This is a genomic window from Amycolatopsis sp. NPDC001319 (assembly GCF_042896185.1).
GTDB lineage: Bacteria > Actinomycetota > Actinomycetes > Mycobacteriales > Pseudonocardiaceae > Amycolatopsis.
Genome location: NZ_JBIAWY010000012.1, coordinates 178,367 through 195,239, shown reverse-complemented (window position 1 = coordinate 195,239; position 16,873 = coordinate 178,367). Strand labels below are relative to the sequence as shown.

Sequence of the window (16,873 nt, the reverse complement as noted above, 5' to 3'; positions counted from 1 at the left end):
CCTTTTCAGACGGTGGTTGCGGTCCGGGACGAACGCCGCTTCGGCGGCGGCAGAGCGAGCACCGCGCGCACGGCGGCGGCGAGCCGGCGGCGGCTGTCCTCACCGACGCGGCCTTCGGCCAGCTCACGGCGGTAGATCGCGCTCGGCAGGTCGACGACACACGTGGTGATCACCTCGACGGCCAGGCCGTCGCCGCGCTGCCACAGCTCGCGCGCCAGGCGCACGAGCAGGCGCACCAGGCGTTTGTCCAGCGCGTGCAGCGCCTCGGCGATCTCGTCGGGCAGCTGCGGGCCCAGCACGCGGTCGGGTGAGACGGTGATCATCAGCCGCGCGGCATCCGGGCGCCGCGCCGCCACGACGGCGGGCGCGTCGGCCGCGGCGACCACCGCAGCGACCGGGCCGGCCTCGGCCAGCGCGGCGTCGACCAGGCCTTCCTGTACGTCGACGAAGTGGGTCGCGGCCCGCAGCCAGGCGCGCCCGACGAGCGCGGGCAGCGAGCCGAAGCTGTGGTAGATCGCGCTGTTCGGCACGCCCGCGGCGAGCGCGAGCCCGCGCGCGGTGACCTCCTCGGGGCCGCGGTCGGCCACGAGGCGCTCGGCGACGTCGAGCAGCCGTTCGGGGTCGTGGATCCGCGGCCTGGGCACGAAGCCGAGCGTAAAGGAACACGCGCTCCACAACAACGGTGTTGTGGAGCACACGTTCCTTTACTCGGCGACGAACACGCAGTCGTGTCCGTCGCGGGTCGCCACGTCGGGGTCGTCGAGCCACTGCCCGCCCGTGGCGAGGTAGCGGAAACGCAGCTTCACGCCGCGCCGCACCTCGACGGCGGCCGAGCGCGTGCCGTTGGACCGCTTACGCAGCTCGTGGCGCCCGGGCTGCCAGTCGTTGAAGTCGCCGACCACGCTGACCGGCCCCGGCGGGGTGTCGAGCGGGAGGACGAACGTCACCTTCCTCGCCCCGCGGCCGGCTCGGCTGGTCTTGATCACGAGTGCTCCCCTTCACTTTCCGGCTGGTTCCGCCGAAAAGCGTTCCACGCGTTCCCGCTCGCAGGCGTGAGAACCGCCTGCCCGTCCGGGTGAACTCACGGCGTGCGGCCGGGGACCACCTTCACGGTCTTGTTCGGGAACCGGCGTTCCACATGGGACTTCGCGGCCGAGCCCGGGGTCACGTAGATCGTTTCTTCCTTGTCCTGCAACGGTCGCAGCACCGTGCGCATGAACTCGCGGCGGTCCTCCAGGTACGGCCCGAGCACGTCCTCACCCGCCGGGCACACGGCCATGCAGTAGGCCGCCTTGTAGTTCGCTTTGAAGGAAAGGCTTTGCCACATCGACGCGTTCTCGGAATCGGTGACGCGCTCGCGGAACTCCGCGCCGTCGGCGCTGTCGGCGACGGTCTCCACCCAGTCGGTGAACCCGCCCATGAACTCGCGGTAGTTGTGCGTGGAGCAGGCCGCCCAGTCGAACTCGCCCGTCTTGGCGATGGCCCCGACGGGGCACGCGGCCACGCAGAGCTTGCACTCCACGCAGGGGTTGTAGTCCAGCGCCTCGCCGTAGCCGGTCACGTCGGCATCGACGAGGAGTGTGGCCAGCAGGACGAAGTTGCCGAACTTCGGGTGGATCACGTTGCGGTGCAGGCCCATCACGCCGAGGCCGGCCGCGACCGCGACCGTCTTGTGCGCCACCACCCAGATCCGGCCTGGAAAACGGTCCATCTCCATCGGGAAGGTCGCCGACGGGTTGAGCGCGCGGTAGCCGGCGTCCTGCAGCTCGCGGGTGATCGTGCGGGCCGCCTCGTTGATGATCTCGCCGCTGCGGTGGAACTCCTGGTTCGCGACGCTGCGCGCGGGCGTGCGCACGTTGTCGCGGTTCATTCGCACGACCAGGGAGATCAGGCTGCGCGTGCCGGGCAGCGCGGCGAGCGCGTGGGGCCGCTCCCCCGCCAGGTCGGCGTGCTCCAGCGACACGGCCGCGACGTCGTCGGCTCCCGCGGCCAGCGCCAGCTCCCGCAGCCACGCGGCGTCGATCGGCCCCGGCTTCGGCGGGGTGCCGCGCTCCAGCACGGCGCGCACCGACGGGTGGGCGGCAAGTTTGCGCGGCAGCTCGGGCACGAGGAGTCCTCCATCGGTAGGAATTTCCAACCAACGTTCCCACGTGCTGAGTCCGATAACAAGACCGAGCCTGCCGCGGCGGGGACGCGCCCCCGCCGCGGCGCCGGGCTCAGCCGGTGACCGAGATGTCGTCGAGCTGCTCGGCGGCCGGGCGGACCGGGTAGAGGTCCCCTCCCGGCGGGGCGGGGATGTGCGGGAGCGCGGCCTTCGCCTGGGCGTCACCCGCGTCGGCGGCGGCGTGGACGCTGTCGAGCGCCGCGTACTGCAGGAAGTTCAGGTCGGGCAGCGGCCACTGCGACGCCCCGCCGGTCGCGGCGGGCAGCAGGTGGTCGACGGCCTTGAACAGGCTGCCGCCCTCCGGCGTCCGGTAGCTCCACAGGTCCACGCCGACGTGGCGGCCGATCTGCGCGAGGCGGGTCAGCGCGACGAGGTTGAACGTGTGGTAGTGGAAGCTGCGCGTGCGCGTCGACTCCTCGGGCTGGCTGCCGTCGGCCGCGATCTGGTGGTCGAGGCGGGTCTTCTCGGCGCCTGTGACGATCTGCTTCGTGAGTGCTTTGTCGCCGGTGTAGAGCGCGATGCCGGCGGACAGCATGTCGTAGAACGAGCCGTGGTTGTTGGTCTCGGCGGCTTCGTCCGTGCCGTTCTTGCTCGTGCGCAGCCAGGTCAGGAAGTCGGCCGACCAGCCCTTCATCGCCGTGGCGTCGGTCTTCGACCAGCCGGGCGCGCCCGCGTCGAGGATCCGGGCGGCGTCGAGGACCTGGGTGAAGGTGTAGGCGAACTCGATGATGCCGATGCCGCGGCCGTCGTTCTTGCACGGGATGCCCTGCGCGAAGTCGAGGTTCGGGTTCATCTTCGTGGCCGCGTCGAGGAACCAGGTGCGCAGGTCGAGGGCCGCGCGTTGCGCGTACTCGGGCTTGCGCGTGTAGAACCAGGCCAGCGAGAGCTGGTAGATGGAGCTGAACGCGGTGAGCCGCTCGGCCTTGTCCGGGACGGCGGTGGTCTCGGGGTTGAGCACGCCGTCGCGCTGGACGTACGGGCAGCCCTGCGGGTTGTCGGCCGTCGCGGGCCGGCTGGGCCACCAGTAGGGCGCGAGGCTCAGGTAGTCGTGCTTGTCACCGCTCGGCGGCACGCGCTCCTTGTCGACGACCGTCCACGGGCCCTTGGTGAGCGCCGCGTCGGCCTGCTTGAGGAGGTCGGCCAGCGACGTGCGCAGGGTTCTGTCGCCGAGCAGCAGCCCGACGCGGTTCTTCGTCAGCCGCGCCCCGTCGAGCACGACGGTGTCGGGCTGACAAGCGAGCGAGACGATCGGCAGGTCGCACACCGACTTCGGTGACTGCTGCACCGGGACGGCTCCGGCCGCGCCCGCGGTGGTGGCAAGCAGGCCGGCGACGGTGGCGAAGACGAGGGAGATCCGGCCCAGCCGGAAACGGGACCGTGAAGGAGGCAGCACTGCAACTCCGTTCAAGTACGTGAATATCAAGCAGATATGTGAATTCAACTTAGGGAGTCGAACACGCGGAGCCCAGTCGGCAGCACCGCCTGGCGTTACGAAACCACAGCACCAGGCTCATCAATTGGCCACTGGGCGCGTTACATCTAAGCTTCCGCCATGCCGACGCTCTGCCTCGCCTGCGGTGCACCGTTGCCGGCGGCGGCCGGGCGCCAGGGCGGACGACGGCCGCGGTTCTGCTCCGGCGCTTGCCGCCAGCGCGCGTACCGGCGGCGGGTGCGGGCGCGGCGGCCGGGGGCGGGGTGCACCGGACGGCGAGCTGAGACGGCGACGCTGCGGCGGCTGCTCGCGAACCACCGGCTCGTGACGATCACCGGCCCGGCCGGCGTCGGCAAGACGCGGCTCGCGGCGGAGCTGACGGGCGCGGTGCGCGCCGATCCGTCCGCTGTGGAGCTTCCGGCCGAGCTCGGGGACCTGCTCGTGCTGGACGGCTGCGAGGACGCCCTCGACGCCTGCGCGGCACTGGTCACGCGGCTGCTGCGGGAGCGCCCGGGCCTGCGGGTGGTGGCCACGAGCCGCGTCGCGCTCGGGATCGAAGGTGAGCAGGTGCTGCCGCTGCGCGGCCTCTCCCCCGCCGACGCGGCCCAGCTGCTCGCGGAGCGGATCCACCTGCTGGACCCGTTCCTCACCGTTGCGCCGGCCGACGTCACAGAGCTGTGCCGCGTGCTCGAAGGGGTACCGGCGGCGCTGGAGCTGGCCGCGCCGCGCGTGCGGCTGCTGGGCGTGGCCGGGGCAGCCGAAGGGCTGGCGACCGCCCTCGACCTGGCCCCCGGCAAGGTGCGCGCGGAGCTCGAGAGCGACCGCCGGCGGCTTTCGCCCGCCGAACGCGAGGCGTGGCACCGGCTTTCGGTGCTGCCCGGTCCGTTCGACCCGGAGCTGGCGTCGGTTCTGGGCGCCGGGCCCGAGGTGCTGCAGCGGCTGGTCGCGGTGTCGCTGCTGGTGCCCGAACCCGCCGCCGACGGCACGACCGGGCTGCGGCTGTGGGCGGCCGCGCGCGCGTTCGGCCGCGAGGCACTCGACGCCGAGGGCGGCACCGACGCCGCGTTCGAACTGCTGACGGCCCACCTCGTGGCTCAGGTCGAGCCGCACCTGCCGGCGTTCCTCCTGCCCGACGGTCTCTGCCGGCGGCTCGTCGCGCGCGCCGAGCCCGTGCTCGCGGTGATCCGGCGGCTCACCAGCCGCGGCGACGCCCGGCTCGCGGTGCTGGCATGCGGGCTCGCGCGGTCGTGGCTCGCGCTGGGCCGCAACCTCGCCGAGAGCGAACGGTTGCTGCGCGAAGCTCTGCCGCACGTCGCCGATCGGCCGGACCTCACCGCGTCGCTGCTGGCCGCGCTGTGCAAGGCCGCGCACCGCGCCGGCCGCTACGCCGAGCAGCTGCGCCTCGGCGAAGCGGCATTGGCGCTGGAGTCCACACTGGACCGCCCTGCTCGGGTCGCCTCGGTCCTCGACCTGCTCGCCGCCGGGCTGCGCGCGTCGGGAGCGGACGCCGCCGCGCGCTGCCACGAGGCCTTGGTGATCGCGCGTGGCCTCGCCGATCCGGCCGTGATTTCGTTGCTGCTCAACGACCTCGCGTGGGGCGCGCTGGGATCGGGCGACCTCGACGAGGCCCGCGAAGTGCTGGCCGAAGCCCTGCCCCTCGCCCGCACCCACGCGACACCCGGCCGCCTCGCGAGCGTGCTGCACACCGCCGGCGCCGTCGCGCTCGCCGCTGGCGACCACCCCGCGGCCGAGGCGTGGTTCGTGGAGGCCCTGCTCGTCACGAACCCCGCAGACGGCCTCAAAGTGCCCTACTTCACCGAAGGCGTCGCGGTCGTCCTGACCGCCCGCGGCGAACACGAGCGCGCCTTGAGCCTCTTCGCGTGCGCCGACGCCGCCCGCCGGGGCCTGGGCGCCGTGGCGGAACCCGCGTGGCGCCGGCGGGTCCGCGACGCCCTGGACACCGCGACCGCCGGCCTGGACCCGCGCCGGGCCCGGGCGGCCACCCGCGCGGGTGCCCGCGTCTCCCTCGCCGCCGCCGTCGCCCACGCCCTCGACGCGAGCGCGCACTTCCACGCCACGGGCCACCGCGGGCTGACCCCGCAGGAGCACACCGTCGCCGCCCTGGTGACCGACGGCCTGACCAACCAGCAGATCGCGCGCCGCCTCGGCATCGCGCCCCGCACGGTCGCCACCCACCTGGAACGCATCCGCGCCAAACTGGGCGTGCGCCCCCGCTCGGCGCTGGCCGCGTGGTTCACCCGCACGACAGCCGAAACCGACTGGAGCTGACGACGCCGGTCCGCTGTGCGCGTCGCGTGTCGGGTGGACGCGTGCCCACTATCGGGTGATCAACTCGGACCGCTCGGGCTGTCACACGCGCCGGGTCCGCCTCGTCTCCCTGACGACAACCGGGCTACCAGATGAGGACCTCCATGCAAGCCATCACCGTCCGCGAACGGGACGCCGGTCTCGCCGGACTGTCCGTTGAGGACATACCGCGTCCACGCACAGCGGAGAACGACGTTCTCGTACGGGTGCACGCGGCCGGCTTCACCACCGGCGAGCTGGATTGGCCGGGCACGTGGCAGGACCGGTCCGGCCGGGATCGGACGCCGAGCGTGCCGGGGCACGACGTGTCGGGTGTCGTCGCCGAGCTGGGCTACGGCACCACCGGTTTGAGCGTGGGCCAGCGGGTGTTCGGGTTCGCCGACGGCACTCGCGACGGCGCGCTCGCCGAGTACATCGCAGTCGAAGCCCGCAACCTCGCACCGCTGCCGGCGGACCTCGACCACACCGTGGCCGCCGCGTTGCCGATCTCCGGGCTGACCGCGTGGCAGGGCCTGTTCGACCACGCGCGGCTCGCCGCCGGGCAGACCATTCTGATCCACGGGTGCGCCGGAGCGGTCGGCTCCCTCGCCGTTCAGCTGGCCCGTGAGGCGGGTGCCCGGGTCATCGGCACCGGCCGGGCCCGCGACCGCGAACGCGCGCTCGGCTTCGGCGTGGACACGTTCCTCGAGACCGACCGGCTGGAGGACGCGGGCGAGGTCGACGTGGTGTTCGACGTGTTCGGCGGGCAGATCCTCCACCGCTCCACCGCTGTGGTGCGCGCCGGCGGCACGCTCGTCTCCATCGCCACACCACCCGAGATCCAGCCCGCGGACGGCCGGGCCCTGTTCTTCATCGTCGAGGCCGACCGAGCACGGCTCACCGACCTCGCTCAGCGGGTCCGGGACGGCCGGCTCGAGGTGGCGGTCGGCGAAGTGCGCCCGCTGGCCGAGGCGCCCGAGGCGTTCCGCTCGAAGCGTTCGCCCGGCAAAACGATCATCCGCGTCACCGAGGAGCAATCATGAAGCGCGCCACGGTCGCCGGTGTTGTGCTGGCCGTCGTCACGCTGGCCGGGGCCACCGCCTGCGGCAGCTCGGACCGGCCCGCCGCCGGCGGCACGTCGACGGCGCCGACGGCCGGTTCCGCGGCGGCCGGTTCCGTCGCGGCGACGCGTCCCACCGACAAGTTCACGCCGCTGCTCCAGCAGGCCCTCCCGGACGTGCCGGGCAAGACGTTCACCTCGGCCGTCGTCGACTTCCCGCCCGACGGGAAGGGCGTGCCGCACCGGCACGGTGCGGCGTTCATCTACGCCTACGTCCTCGAGGGCGTCATCCGCAGTCAGCTCGAAGGCCAGCCCATGCAGACCTACCACCAGGGTCAGGGCTGGGTCGAGCCGCCCGGCTCCCACCACGTCCTCGCCGAGAACACCAGCGCGACGCAACCCGCCAAGCTCCTCACGGTCTCCGTCTCCGACACCGGAGACCCGCTGAAGACCGACGACCCGCACTGACGAGTTTCCCAGGCGCAGCCCGAGGTTCGCGGGCCTCGGAGCGGCGGGACATCGCCGGGTCGTCCACGATCGCGGGACGTGCGCCACGCACGGATGCCGGCGACGCTCTGCGGCCCTACGCTGGACCCGCACGGAGGAGGATGCGATCTGCATGGGTGACGGGCACGCGTCCCGAAGGTCTGGACACCAGGACACACTCGCTGCCGAGTGGGAGACGCACCGGCCCGCGGTGTTCGGCGTGGCCTACCGGCTGCTGGGGAGTGTGGCCGATGCCGAGGACGTGGCCCAGGACGTGTGGCTGCGGGCGGCCGGGGCGGATCTGCACGAGGTCGCGGACCTGCGGGCCTGGCTGGTCACGGTGGCCGCGCGACGGTCGTACGACATCCTCAAGAGCGCGCGCTCGCGCCGGGAATCCTATGTCGGGCCATGGTTACCGGAACCGCTGGTGACCGGGCCGGACGCCTCGGAGCCGGTGCTCGTCGACGAGTCCGTGAGCACGGCGATGCTGCTGATCATGGAGGAATTGAGCCCACCGGAGCGGGTCGCCCTTGTCCTGCACGACGTCTTCGGGTTCGAGTTCGGCCGGATCGCGGAAGTGCTCGACGTCTCCGTACCCGGCTCCCGCCAGCTCGCCTCCCGGGCGCGACGGCGAGTGGCCCAGGCGAAGCAGTCCGCTCCGGGCGCGCCGAAAGAGGAACGCGAACGGCTGCTGGCGACCTTTCGCGCCGCCTACGAATCCGGGACCTGACCGGCCTGGTCCGGCTCCTGCACCCGGACGCCGTCTACATCACCGACGGCGGCGGCAAGGTCACGGCGGCCCGCAAGGTCATCCGGGGTGCGGAGCGCATGGCCGACGTGATGGTGCGAGTGGGCCGGATGTGGCGACCCGACCACATCGGGTTCATCGAGGTGGGCGGCGAGCTCGCCCTCGTGTGCCATTGGCAGGGCCGCGTCTACTCCGTCGACACCGTGCAGATCACCGACGGGCTGATCACCGCGTACCGCAGGGTGATCAACCCGGACAAGCTTTCTCACGTCTGAGCCCGGCGTCGTACCCGCGGGAGCGGATCTCAGTGCGAATCACGCGGCACGCCCGGGCCGCGGGAACCGTGCAGGAAATCGAAGTCCGCGCCCTGGTGCGCCTGCGTCACGTGGTGCGTGTAGAGCCACGTGTACCCGCTGGCGTACGGCGATTCCGGCGCCGACCACTGCGCGCGCCGGGCCGCCAGCTCCTCGTCGGACACGTGCAGGGTCAGCGAACGCGCCGGGGTGTCCAGCGTGATCCGGTCGCCCGTGCGCACGAGGGCGAGCGGGCCACCCGCGGCGGACTCCGGGCTGACGTGCAGCACGACCGTGCCGTAGCCGGTGCCGGACATGCGGCCGTCGCAGATGCGCACGAGGTCGGTGACGCCGTCCTTGAGCAGCTTCGCCGGCAGCGGCACGTTGGCGACCTCCGGCATGCCCGGGTAGCCCTTCGGGCCGGCGCCGCGGATCACCAGGACGGTGTCGGCGGTGACGTCCAGATCCGGGTCGTCGGCGACGCGGTGGTAGTCCTCGGCGGTGTCGAACACCAGCGCCGGACCGGTGTGCGTGAGCAGGTCCGGCGAGGCGGCCGACTGCTTGATCACCGCACCGTCCGGAGCGAGGTTCCCGGTCAGCACGGCCGTGCCCGAACCCGTCGGCTGGAACGGCTCGGTCACCGGGGTGATCACCTCGTCGTTCCAGCACTCGGCGCCGGACACGTTGTCCGCCAAGGACTTCCCGGTCACGGTGACCGTGCCGGGGTGCAGCAGGCCGGCTTCGGCCAGGCGCCGCACGACGACGGGCAGGCCGCCGGCGTAGCAGAAGTCCTCCATCAGGAACTTGCCCGACGGCATGAGGTTCACCAGCGTCGGCACGTCGCGGCCCAGCGCGTCGAAGTCCGCCATCTCCAGCGGCACGCCGACGCGGCCCGCGAGCGCCAGCAGGTGGATGATCGCGTTGGTGGAGCCGCCGATCGCCGCGTTCACCCGGATCGCGTTCTCGAACGCCTCGCGCGTCAGGATCGACGACGGCCGCAGGCCCTCGTCCACCATCGCCACGATCCGCTGCCCCGCCTCCTGCGCCGTCTCGAAGCGGCGCGCGTCGACGGCCGGCCACGTCGCCGAGCCGGGCAGCTGCATGCCCAGCGCCTCGGCGAGGCACGCCATCGTGGACGCGGTGCCCATGGTCATGCAGTGGCCGTTGGAGCGGGCCATGCAGCCCTCGGCGAAAAAACACTCCTCCTGGCTCATGCGCCCGGCCTTGAGCTCCTCCTCGAACTTCCACACGTGCGTGCCGGACCCGACGTCCTCACCGCGGAACTTGCCGTTGAGCATCGGCCCGCCGGTCACCATCACCGCGGGCAGGTCCACGCTCGCCGCGCCCATCAGCATCGCCGGCGTGGTCTTGTCGCAACCGGACAGCAGCACCACGCCGTCGAGCGGGTTGGCGCGGATGAGCTCCTCGACCTCCATCGCCATCAGGTTGCGGTAGAGCATGGCGGTGGGGCGCATGAGCGTCTCGCCGGTGGCCATCGTCGGGAACGCCAGCGGGAACCCGCCGGCCTGCCACACCCCGCGTTTCACCGCCTCGGCCACGCGGGTGAGGTGCACGTTGCACGGCGCCAGCTCCGACGCGCTGGTCGCGATCCCGATCACGGGCCGGCCGTCGAACACGTCCGAGCCGAAGCCCTGCGACCGCATCCACGACCGGTGGATCATCCCGGCCCGGCCCGAGGCACCGAACCACGCCGTGCTGCGCCGTTCTCCGGCCTGCTCACCCACGCGAACCTCCTGTCGCCGACGGTGCGTGCCTCCTCACTCCACCGCAGACCACCGGACGGGGCAAGTGATCAGCCCTTGACCGACCCGGTCAGCCCACCCACGATCCGCCGTTGCGCCACCACGAAGAACCCCAGCGCCGGCACCATCGACAGCGCGGTGAACGCCAGCACCCGCGCGGTGTCCTGCGAGTACTGCGACTGGAACGTCGCCACGCCCAGCGGCAGCGTGAAGTGCGCGGTGTCGTTGAACACCAGCAGCGGCAGCAGGTAGGCGTTCCAGCTCGTGACGAACGCGAGCACCGCCACCGTGGTGAGCGCGGGCGCCGAGAGCGGCAGCATGATCCGCCAGAAGAACCCGAGCCGGCTCGCCCCGTCGAGCACCGCGGCATCCTCCAGCTCCCCGGGCACGGCGTGCATGAAGGGCCGCAGGATCACGATCGTCACCGGCAGCGAGAACGCCGCCTCGGGGATCGCGACGCCCAGCGGGTTCTCCAGCAGCCCGAGCTGGCGCAACCACAGGTACAGCGGCAGCGTCGCGACGCCCAGCGGGAACAGCAGCCCGAGCGTGAACAGCGCATACACGGCTTCACGGCCCTTGAACACGTAGCGGGACAACGCGAACGCCGCCATCGACCCCAGGCTCACGGCCAGCACCGTCGCGATCACCGCGATCAGCGCGCTGTTGCCGAGGAACCGCCAGAAGTCCGGTGACGTGATCACGCTGCGGTAGTTGTCCCACACCCACGGCCCCGGCAGGCCCGCCGGGTCGCGGTTGAGCTGCCCGTTGGTGCGGAAGCCGCCAAGGGCGACGAACAGCAGCGGCACCACCGTGACCACCACGACGACGACCGCGGCCGCGTAGCTCGCGATCAGGCCCCAGCGCCGGCCCGCCACGTCAGCTCACCGCCCGGGTCAGGGCACCCGCGGTGTCGCGGCGCAGCGCGAACCGTTGGTACACCAGCGCGAACACGAAGCAGATCGCGAACAGCACCACCGCGACGGCGCTGCCGAAGCCGAACTCGTAGCGCTTGAACCCGTGGTCCACGAGGTAGCTGGCCATCGTGGTCGACGCGTTGGCCGGGCCGCCGAGCGTCATGATCCACACGAGGTCGAACAGCTGCAGCGAACCGATGACGCTCAGGAACACCCAGATCCGGATCGTCGGGCCCAGCAGCGGCAGCACCACGTGGCGCGTGGTCTGCCACGCGGTGGCGCCGTCCAGCGCGGCCGCTTCCCGCAGCTCCGGCGGCACGCCCTGCAAGCCCGCGAGCAGCAGGATGATGCCGAAGCCGAGGAACTTCCACGTCATGACCACGAACAGCGTGTACAGCACGATCCTCGGGTCCGCGAGCCACTGGTGCACGAGCCCGCCCAGGCCCGCACCGCGCAGCAGCTCGTCCACGAACCCGTTCGGCTGCAACATGAGCAGCCAGATCACGGCGGTGATCGCCTCCGACAGCACGTACGGCGCGAACACGACCATCCGCAGCACCGTCCGGCCCTTGAGCTTGCGGTCCAGCAGCAGCGCGAGGCCGATGCTCAGCGGCAGCTGGATCACGATGGAGAGCACGGCGATGATCACGTTGTGCCCGATCGCGCCGCGGAACACCGCGCCGCCGAACGCGTCGGCGTAGTTCTGCAGCCCGACGAAGTCGGTGAGCGGGCCGAACCCGTTCCACGAGTACAGGCTGTAGTACACCGCGATGCCGATCGGCACGAGCACGAACCCGGCGAACAGCACCAGCGCCGGGCCGAGCAGCAGCGCGAGCTCCAGCCGGGTGCGGCCCCGGCGCCGCGCGGGGCGCTCGCGTGCACTGTGGACGGTCCGCGCGAGCGGCCGCGGCGGGGCGGGAGCCGCCATCACTTGTTCCCGGTGGCGGCCTGGTTCACGGCCTGCACCACCGCTTCCGGGTTGCCCTGTCCCGCGAACAGGTTCGCGACGGCGTCGTTGAGCGCCTGCCCGACGGCGGTCGGGAACGCGCGGTCGAAGTACATCTGCACGGACGAGGCCTTGCGCGTCTGCTCCGCCACGGACTTGAGCGACTCGTTCTTCAACGACGCCACCGCGTCCGCGTTCACCGGCAGGCCCGAGCCGGCCTCGGCGATCTTCTGCTGCACCGGCGTGCTCGTGAGGTACTGCAGGAACCCGGCGCACGCGGCCGCCGCGCGCGTCGTGCACGAGAACCCGTCGCCGCCGCCGAGCAGCACGGCGGGGTCACCCGCGGCGCCGGGCACGGACGGGAACGGGAACCAGCCGAGCTTGCTGTCGAGATCCTTGTCGTCGGTGAGCGAGGACATCGTGCTCGGGTCCCAGTCGCCCTGCAGTTCCATCGCGGCCTTGCCGTTGGCGACGAGCCCGGCCGAACTGCCGGCGCCCTGCTGGGCCGGCGTGCCGTTGAAGCCGGTCTGGAACGGCTGCGTCGCGAGGAAGCCCTGCAGGTCCTGGCCGGCCTTGACCCAGCACGGGTTCTGCAGCTTCACCGCCGCGATCTCGTCCTTGAGCACCTGCGGCGAGCACTCGCGCACGGCGAAGTAGTCGTAGTAGAACGCGTCGGGCCAGCGGTCCTTGCCGCCGAGCGCGATGGGTGCGATACCCGCGGTCTTCAGCTTGCCGACGGCGGCGTTGAAGTCCGCCATGGTCGTCGGCGGCGCCGTGATCCCGGCCTGCGCGAACAGATCCTTGCGGTACCAGAACCCGACGACGTGCTGCACGTACGGCACGCCGTACTGCTTCCCGCCGACCTGCCAGCCCTGCGCCATCGAGCCCAGTCCGCCGATCCAGCCCTGCACCGACGACGTCAGGTCCGCCACGCGGCCCGATTCGACCTGGGAAGCTTCGTCCCCGCCGCCCCACTGCTGGTAGAGGTCCGGCGGCGTGTTCGACTGCAACGCCAGCGGCACCTTGGTGGGGAACTCCTCGTTCTGGATCGGCTGCACCGTGAACGACACGTCCGGATGCGCCTTGTGGTAGTCGTCGGCGACCTGCTGCCACAGCGAGCGCACGGGCTCCGCGGTGCCGTTGTGCCACCAGGTCAGCGTGACCGGTCCCGACGCGGCGGCCGGGGCCTCGTCGCCACCTCCCCCGCACGCGGAGAGCACGAGCGCGGCTGTCGCGACGAGCGCGGCGAGGGGAATTCTCCGGCTGGGACGCATGGCGGATCCACTCCTGACGACTTCGGCCGAGTTGGACGGGGCGTGACGGTGCCCGGGATGGCGAAGAGTCTGCGCGCCCGAAATTCCCGTGTCAATCGTTGTCGATAACGTTTTACATCGCTAGTCTGTGCCGGTGCAGCCTCGTTCCCGTGTCACGATCCGTGACGTCGCCGCCCGTGCCGGAGTGTCGGTCGCGACGGTCTCGAAGGTGATCAACCAGCGCTACGGCGTCGCCGCCGACACGTTCGCGCGCGTCCGCGCCGTGATCGACGAGCTGGGGTACGAGGCGAGCCTCGTGGCGCAGAGCCTGCGCAACCACAAGACCAACGTCATCGGCATCCTCGTGGCCGATCTCGAGCCGTTTTCCACCGAGCTGCTCAAGGGTGCGGCCGACGCGATCCGCGGCACTGGGTTCGAGCTCGTCGTGTACTCGGCGGGCGGGCGCACCGGCGATCCGGAGGGCTGGGAGCGCCGGTACCTCTCGCGCCTGAGCGGCACGCTCGTCGACGGCGCCGTGCTCGTCACGCCCGCGGCCGAGCTCGAAGGCCTGCCCGGGACTCCCGTCGTGGCAGTGGATCCGCACACCGGGCGTTCGCCGTTGCCGGCGATCGTCTCCGACAACCTGCGCGGCGCGCAGCTGGCGACCGAGCACCTGCTGACGCTCGGGCACCGGCGGATCGCGCTGCTCGCGGGCCGGCCGGACCTGCAATCCGCCCAGCTACGCGAGACCGGCTACCGGCGCGCGCTGGCCGCGGCCGGCGTCGAGGTGGACGAAACCCTGGTCGTGGCGGGTGACTACGACGGCGAGCTGGCGGGCGCGTCGGCACGGGAGCTGCTGACGCGTCCCGACCGGCCCACGGCCGTGTTCGCCGCCAACGACACCTCCGCCCTCGCGACGCTGGACGCCGCTTCGGCACTGGGCCTGCGCGTGCCGGACGACGTGTCGGTGGTCGGCTTCGACAACATCCCCGAGTCGGCCCTGTGCACTCCCCCGCTGACCACGGTGCAGCAGCCCATCCGCGAGATGGGCCACCGTGCCATCACCGTCCTCATCGGACTCATCAACGGCGAACCCGAGGAGCGTGAGCCCGTGGTGCTCGACACGGAACTGGTGGTGCGCTCGTCGAGCGCCGCGCCGCGGGCGGGCTCGTGACGACCGAGACCGCGCCCGAACCCTGGCGCGACCCGCGGCTGCCCGTGGCCGAGCGCGTGCGCGACCTCGTCGCGCGGATGACCACGCGGGAAAAAGTGGCGCAGCTGTCCGGGATCTGGGTCGGCATGGACTCCGGCGGCGAGGTCGCGCCGCACCAGCACGACTTCGCCCACGACCCGCCGGACTGGGACGCGCTCGTGCCGCACGGGGTCGGGCAGCTGACCCGCGCGTTCGGCACGCGGCCGGTCGATCCGGAGATCGGCGCGCGGGGCCTCGCACGGACGCAGGAGGAGATCGTGACACGCGGGCGCTTCGGCATCCCCGCGGTGGTGCACGAGGAATGCCTCACGGGCCTGGCGGCCTGGCAGGCCACGGTGTACCCGGCGCCGCTGTGCTGGGGCGCGAGCTTCGACCCGGATCTGGTGGGGCGCATGGCTTTCCGCATCGGGGAGACCATGCGGGCGCTCGGCGTGCACCAGGGGCTGGCGCCGGTGCTGGACGTGGCGCGGGACCTGCGCTGGGGCCGCGTCGAGGAGACCATCGGCGAGGACCCGTACCTCGTCGGCACGATCGGCGCGGCCTACGTCGCCGGGCTCGAGTCGGCCGGGATCGTCGCGACGCTCAAGCACTTCGCGGGCTACTCCGCGTCCAAGGCCGGGCGCAACCTCGCGCCGGTGTCGGTCGGGCCGCGTGAGCTGGCCGACGTGCTGCTGCCGCCGTTCGAGCACGCGCTGCGCGCCGGGGCGCGGTCGGTGATGAACTCCTACACCGACCTCGACGGGCTGCCGGCCGCGGCCGACCCGCAACTGTTCACCACGCTGCTGCGCGAACGCTTCGGGTTCACCGGCACCGTGGTGTCCGACTACTTCTCCGTGGCGTTCCTGCACGCCCTGCACCACGTCGCCACCGGACCGGCGGACGCGGCGGGGCAGGCGCTGACCGCGGGCATCGACGTCGAACTGCCCACAGTGGACTGTTACGGCCCGCCGCTGGTGGCCGCGCTGGCCGACGGCACCGTCGACGAGTCCCTGGTGGACCGTGCGCTGCACCGCGTGCTGACGCAGAAGTTCGAGCTGGGCCTGCTGGACCCCGGCTGGTCGCCCCACCCGGCCGGGACCGAGCTGGACGACGCCGGGTCGCGGGCGCTCGCCCGGGAGCTCGCCGAGCGGTCGGTGGTGCTGCTGTCGAACACCGGAGCGTTGCCGCTGCGTTCCGGTGTTCGGCTGGCGGTCGTGGGCCCGCGCGCGGACGAACCGGGCGCGATGCTCGGCTGCTACTCGTTCCCGATGCACGTCGGCGTCCACCACCCGGACGTGCCGTTCGGGCTCGACGTACCCACGGTCGCCGAGGCGCTGCGGGAGTCGTTCGACGTCACCTTCGCCGCGGGCTGCGGCGTCACCGGCGGCACGGACGCCGATCTCGCCGAAGCCGTCGAGGTGGCCGCGGCGGCGGATGTCTGCGTCGCCGTGCTCGGCGACCGGGCGGGCCTGTTCGGAGGCGGCACGTCCGGCGAAGGCTGCGACGCCGCCGACCTGCGGCTGCCCGGCCGGCAGGAGGAGCTGCTCGAAGCGGTGCTGGCGACGGGCACGCCCGTGGTGCTGGTGCTGCTGTCCGGCCGGCCCTACGAGCTGTCGCGCCAGGTCGAGCGCCTGGCGGCCGTCGTGTGCGGGTTCTACCCCGGGGAAGAGGGCGCGGCGGCGCTCGCCGGGGTGCTCACCGGCCGGGTCGAGCCGTCCGGCCGCCTGCCGGTGAGCTTCCCGGCCGCCGGGGCGGCCCAGCCGTCGACCTACCTCGGCGCGGCGCTGGCCGCGCGCAGCGACGTCAGCTCGGTCGACCCCACGCCCCTGTTCCCGTTCGGCCACGGCCTCGCCTACCACCCGGCCACCTGGGTCTCCGTCACCGGCGCCACCGTGTGGCCGGCGGACGGTTCGTGCCGGGTGAGCGTGACGCTGCACAACCCCCACGGCACGGAGATCTCGGAAGTCGTGCAGGTCTACCTCCACGACCCGGTCGCCGAGGTCGCGCGCCCGCTGCGGCAGCTGATCGCCGCGCCGCGCGTGACGCTCCCGCCCGGGCAGACCCGCGTGGCGCACCTGGACCTGCACGCGGACCTCACGTCCTACACCGGCCGGGCCGGCGACCGGATCGTCGACACCGGGGCCGTGGAGCTGCGCGTGGGCCCGTCGAGCGCCGTAGCGCACACCGTGCTGGCGGTGCCGGTCACGGGATCGCGGCGCGTGGTGGGCTTCGACCGCGTGCTCCAGCCGCTGGTCACGGTGGTCCCGGGCTGACCATTCGCTGATAACTCGCTGAGAACTCCGGCAAACGGGACA

15 protein-coding genes are annotated in these 16,873 nt (G+C 72.4%); 7 read left to right on the top strand and 8 right to left on the bottom strand.

The window, feature by feature from the left end; translation table 11 throughout:
• Window positions 1-5: 5 nt before the first annotated feature.
• From ACFY1H_RS37805 to ACFY1H_RS37790, 4 genes are all read right to left on the bottom strand, one after another.
• A complete protein-coding gene (locus tag ACFY1H_RS37805; RefSeq protein WP_366583617.1) occupies window positions 6-644 on the bottom strand; it encodes a helix-turn-helix domain-containing protein in 639 nt (212 codons plus the stop codon).
• A gap of 60 nt (window positions 645-704) precedes the next feature.
• Entirely contained in the window at window positions 705-986 is a 282-nt protein-coding gene (locus tag ACFY1H_RS37800) for an isoamylase early set domain-containing protein (RefSeq protein WP_366583616.1), read from the bottom strand.
• Window positions 987-1,081: 95 nt separating this feature from the next.
• Complete coding sequence (locus ACFY1H_RS37795; protein ID WP_366583615.1) at window positions 1,082-2,107, bottom strand: 4Fe-4S binding protein; 1,026 nt, start codon at window positions 2,105-2,107, stop codon at window positions 1,082-1,084.
• A 109-nt stretch (window positions 2,108-2,216) separates the two neighbouring features.
• Window positions 2,217-3,557, bottom strand: a complete 1,341-nt coding sequence (locus tag ACFY1H_RS37790) for an alginate lyase family protein (RefSeq protein ID WP_386954561.1) — start codon at window positions 3,555-3,557, stop codon at window positions 2,217-2,219.
• Window positions 3,558-3,716: 159 nt separating this feature from the next.
• Here ACFY1H_RS37790 and ACFY1H_RS37785 point away from each other — a divergent pair, with 159 nt between their 5' ends.
• The 5 genes from ACFY1H_RS37785 to ACFY1H_RS37765 all read left to right on the top strand — a co-directional run bounded on the left by ACFY1H_RS37785 (window position 3,717) and on the right by ACFY1H_RS37765 (window position 8,472).
• A complete protein-coding gene (locus ACFY1H_RS37785) occupies window positions 3,717-5,885 on the top strand; it encodes an ATP-binding protein (protein ID WP_386954558.1) in 2,169 nt (722 codons plus the stop codon).
• Window positions 5,886-6,028: 143 nt separating this feature from the next.
• Window positions 6,029-6,946 (top strand): NADP-dependent oxidoreductase, encoded by a 918-nt coding sequence (locus ACFY1H_RS37780; protein ID WP_386954555.1) that lies wholly within the window; start codon window positions 6,029-6,031, stop codon window positions 6,944-6,946.
• A complete protein-coding gene (locus ACFY1H_RS37775; protein ID WP_366583611.1) occupies window positions 6,943-7,431 on the top strand; it encodes a cupin domain-containing protein in 489 nt (162 codons plus the stop codon). The genes ACFY1H_RS37780 and ACFY1H_RS37775 overlap by 4 nt, the downstream gene beginning before the upstream one ends.
• A 151-nt stretch (window positions 7,432-7,582) precedes the next feature.
• Window positions 7,583-8,179 carry a sigma-70 family RNA polymerase sigma factor gene (locus ACFY1H_RS37770; protein WP_386954552.1) on the top strand — a complete coding sequence of 199 codons (597 nt, stop codon included), beginning with the start codon at window positions 7,583-7,585 and terminating at the stop codon, window positions 8,177-8,179.
• A 98-nt stretch (window positions 8,180-8,277) separates the two neighbouring features.
• Window positions 8,278-8,472 (top strand): hypothetical protein, encoded by a 195-nt coding sequence (locus ACFY1H_RS37765; protein ID WP_386954549.1) that lies wholly within the window; start codon window positions 8,278-8,280, stop codon window positions 8,470-8,472.
• 29 nt (window positions 8,473-8,501) lie between these two features.
• Here the strand turns inward: ACFY1H_RS37765 and ACFY1H_RS37760 are convergent, their stop codons facing one another.
• From ACFY1H_RS37760 to ACFY1H_RS37745, 4 genes are all read right to left on the bottom strand, one after another.
• Window positions 8,502-10,235, bottom strand: a complete 1,734-nt coding sequence (locus ACFY1H_RS37760; protein WP_386954546.1) for an IlvD/Edd family dehydratase — start codon at window positions 10,233-10,235, stop codon at window positions 8,502-8,504.
• Between the two features lie 68 nt (window positions 10,236-10,303).
• On the bottom strand, window positions 10,304-11,128 hold the full coding sequence (locus ACFY1H_RS37755) for a carbohydrate ABC transporter permease (protein ID WP_386954543.1): 825 nt from the start codon (window positions 11,126-11,128) through the stop codon (window positions 10,304-10,306).
• Between the two features lies 1 nt (window position 11,129).
• A complete protein-coding gene (locus ACFY1H_RS37750) occupies window positions 11,130-12,095 on the bottom strand; it encodes a carbohydrate ABC transporter permease (RefSeq protein ID WP_386954541.1) in 966 nt (321 codons plus the stop codon).
• A complete protein-coding gene (locus tag ACFY1H_RS37745; protein ID WP_366583606.1) occupies window positions 12,095-13,387 on the bottom strand; it encodes an extracellular solute-binding protein in 1,293 nt (430 codons plus the stop codon). The genes ACFY1H_RS37750 and ACFY1H_RS37745 overlap by 1 nt, the downstream gene beginning before the upstream one ends.
• Before the next feature lie 133 nt (window positions 13,388-13,520).
• On the opposite strand from ACFY1H_RS37745, the gene ACFY1H_RS37740 reads away from it, so the two are divergent.
• Together ACFY1H_RS37740 and ACFY1H_RS37735 are read left to right on the top strand one after the other, a co-directional pair.
• Window positions 13,521-14,540, top strand: a complete 1,020-nt coding sequence (locus tag ACFY1H_RS37740; RefSeq protein WP_366583605.1) for a LacI family DNA-binding transcriptional regulator — start codon at window positions 13,521-13,523, stop codon at window positions 14,538-14,540.
• Entirely contained in the window at window positions 14,537-16,831 is a 2,295-nt protein-coding gene (locus ACFY1H_RS37735; protein ID WP_386954536.1) for a glycoside hydrolase family 3 N-terminal domain-containing protein, read from the top strand. Before ACFY1H_RS37740 ends, ACFY1H_RS37735 begins: the two co-directional genes overlap by 4 nt.
• Window positions 16,832-16,873 lie beyond the last annotated feature (42 nt).

Coding starts and splice junctions, on each gene's coding strand:
- ACFY1H_RS37785 (WP_386954558.1), top strand. CDS start 3,717: ATGCCGACGCTCTGCCTCGCCTGCGGTGCACCGTTGCCGGCGGCGGCC.
- ACFY1H_RS37780 (WP_386954555.1), top strand. CDS start 6,029: ATGCAAGCCATCACCGTCCGCGAACGGGACGCCGGTCTCGCCGGACTG.
- ACFY1H_RS37775 (WP_366583611.1), top strand. CDS start 6,943: ATGAAGCGCGCCACGGTCGCCGGTGTTGTGCTGGCCGTCGTCACGCTG.
- ACFY1H_RS37770 (WP_386954552.1), top strand. CDS start 7,583: ATGGGTGACGGGCACGCGTCCCGAAGGTCTGGACACCAGGACACACTC.
- ACFY1H_RS37765 (WP_386954549.1), top strand. CDS start 8,278: ATGGCCGACGTGATGGTGCGAGTGGGCCGGATGTGGCGACCCGACCAC.
- ACFY1H_RS37750 (WP_386954541.1), bottom strand. CDS start 12,095: ATGGCGGCTCCCGCCCCGCCGCGGCCGCTCGCGCGGACCGTCCACAGT.
- ACFY1H_RS37745 (WP_366583606.1), bottom strand. CDS start 13,387: ATGCGTCCCAGCCGGAGAATTCCCCTCGCCGCGCTCGTCGCGACAGCC.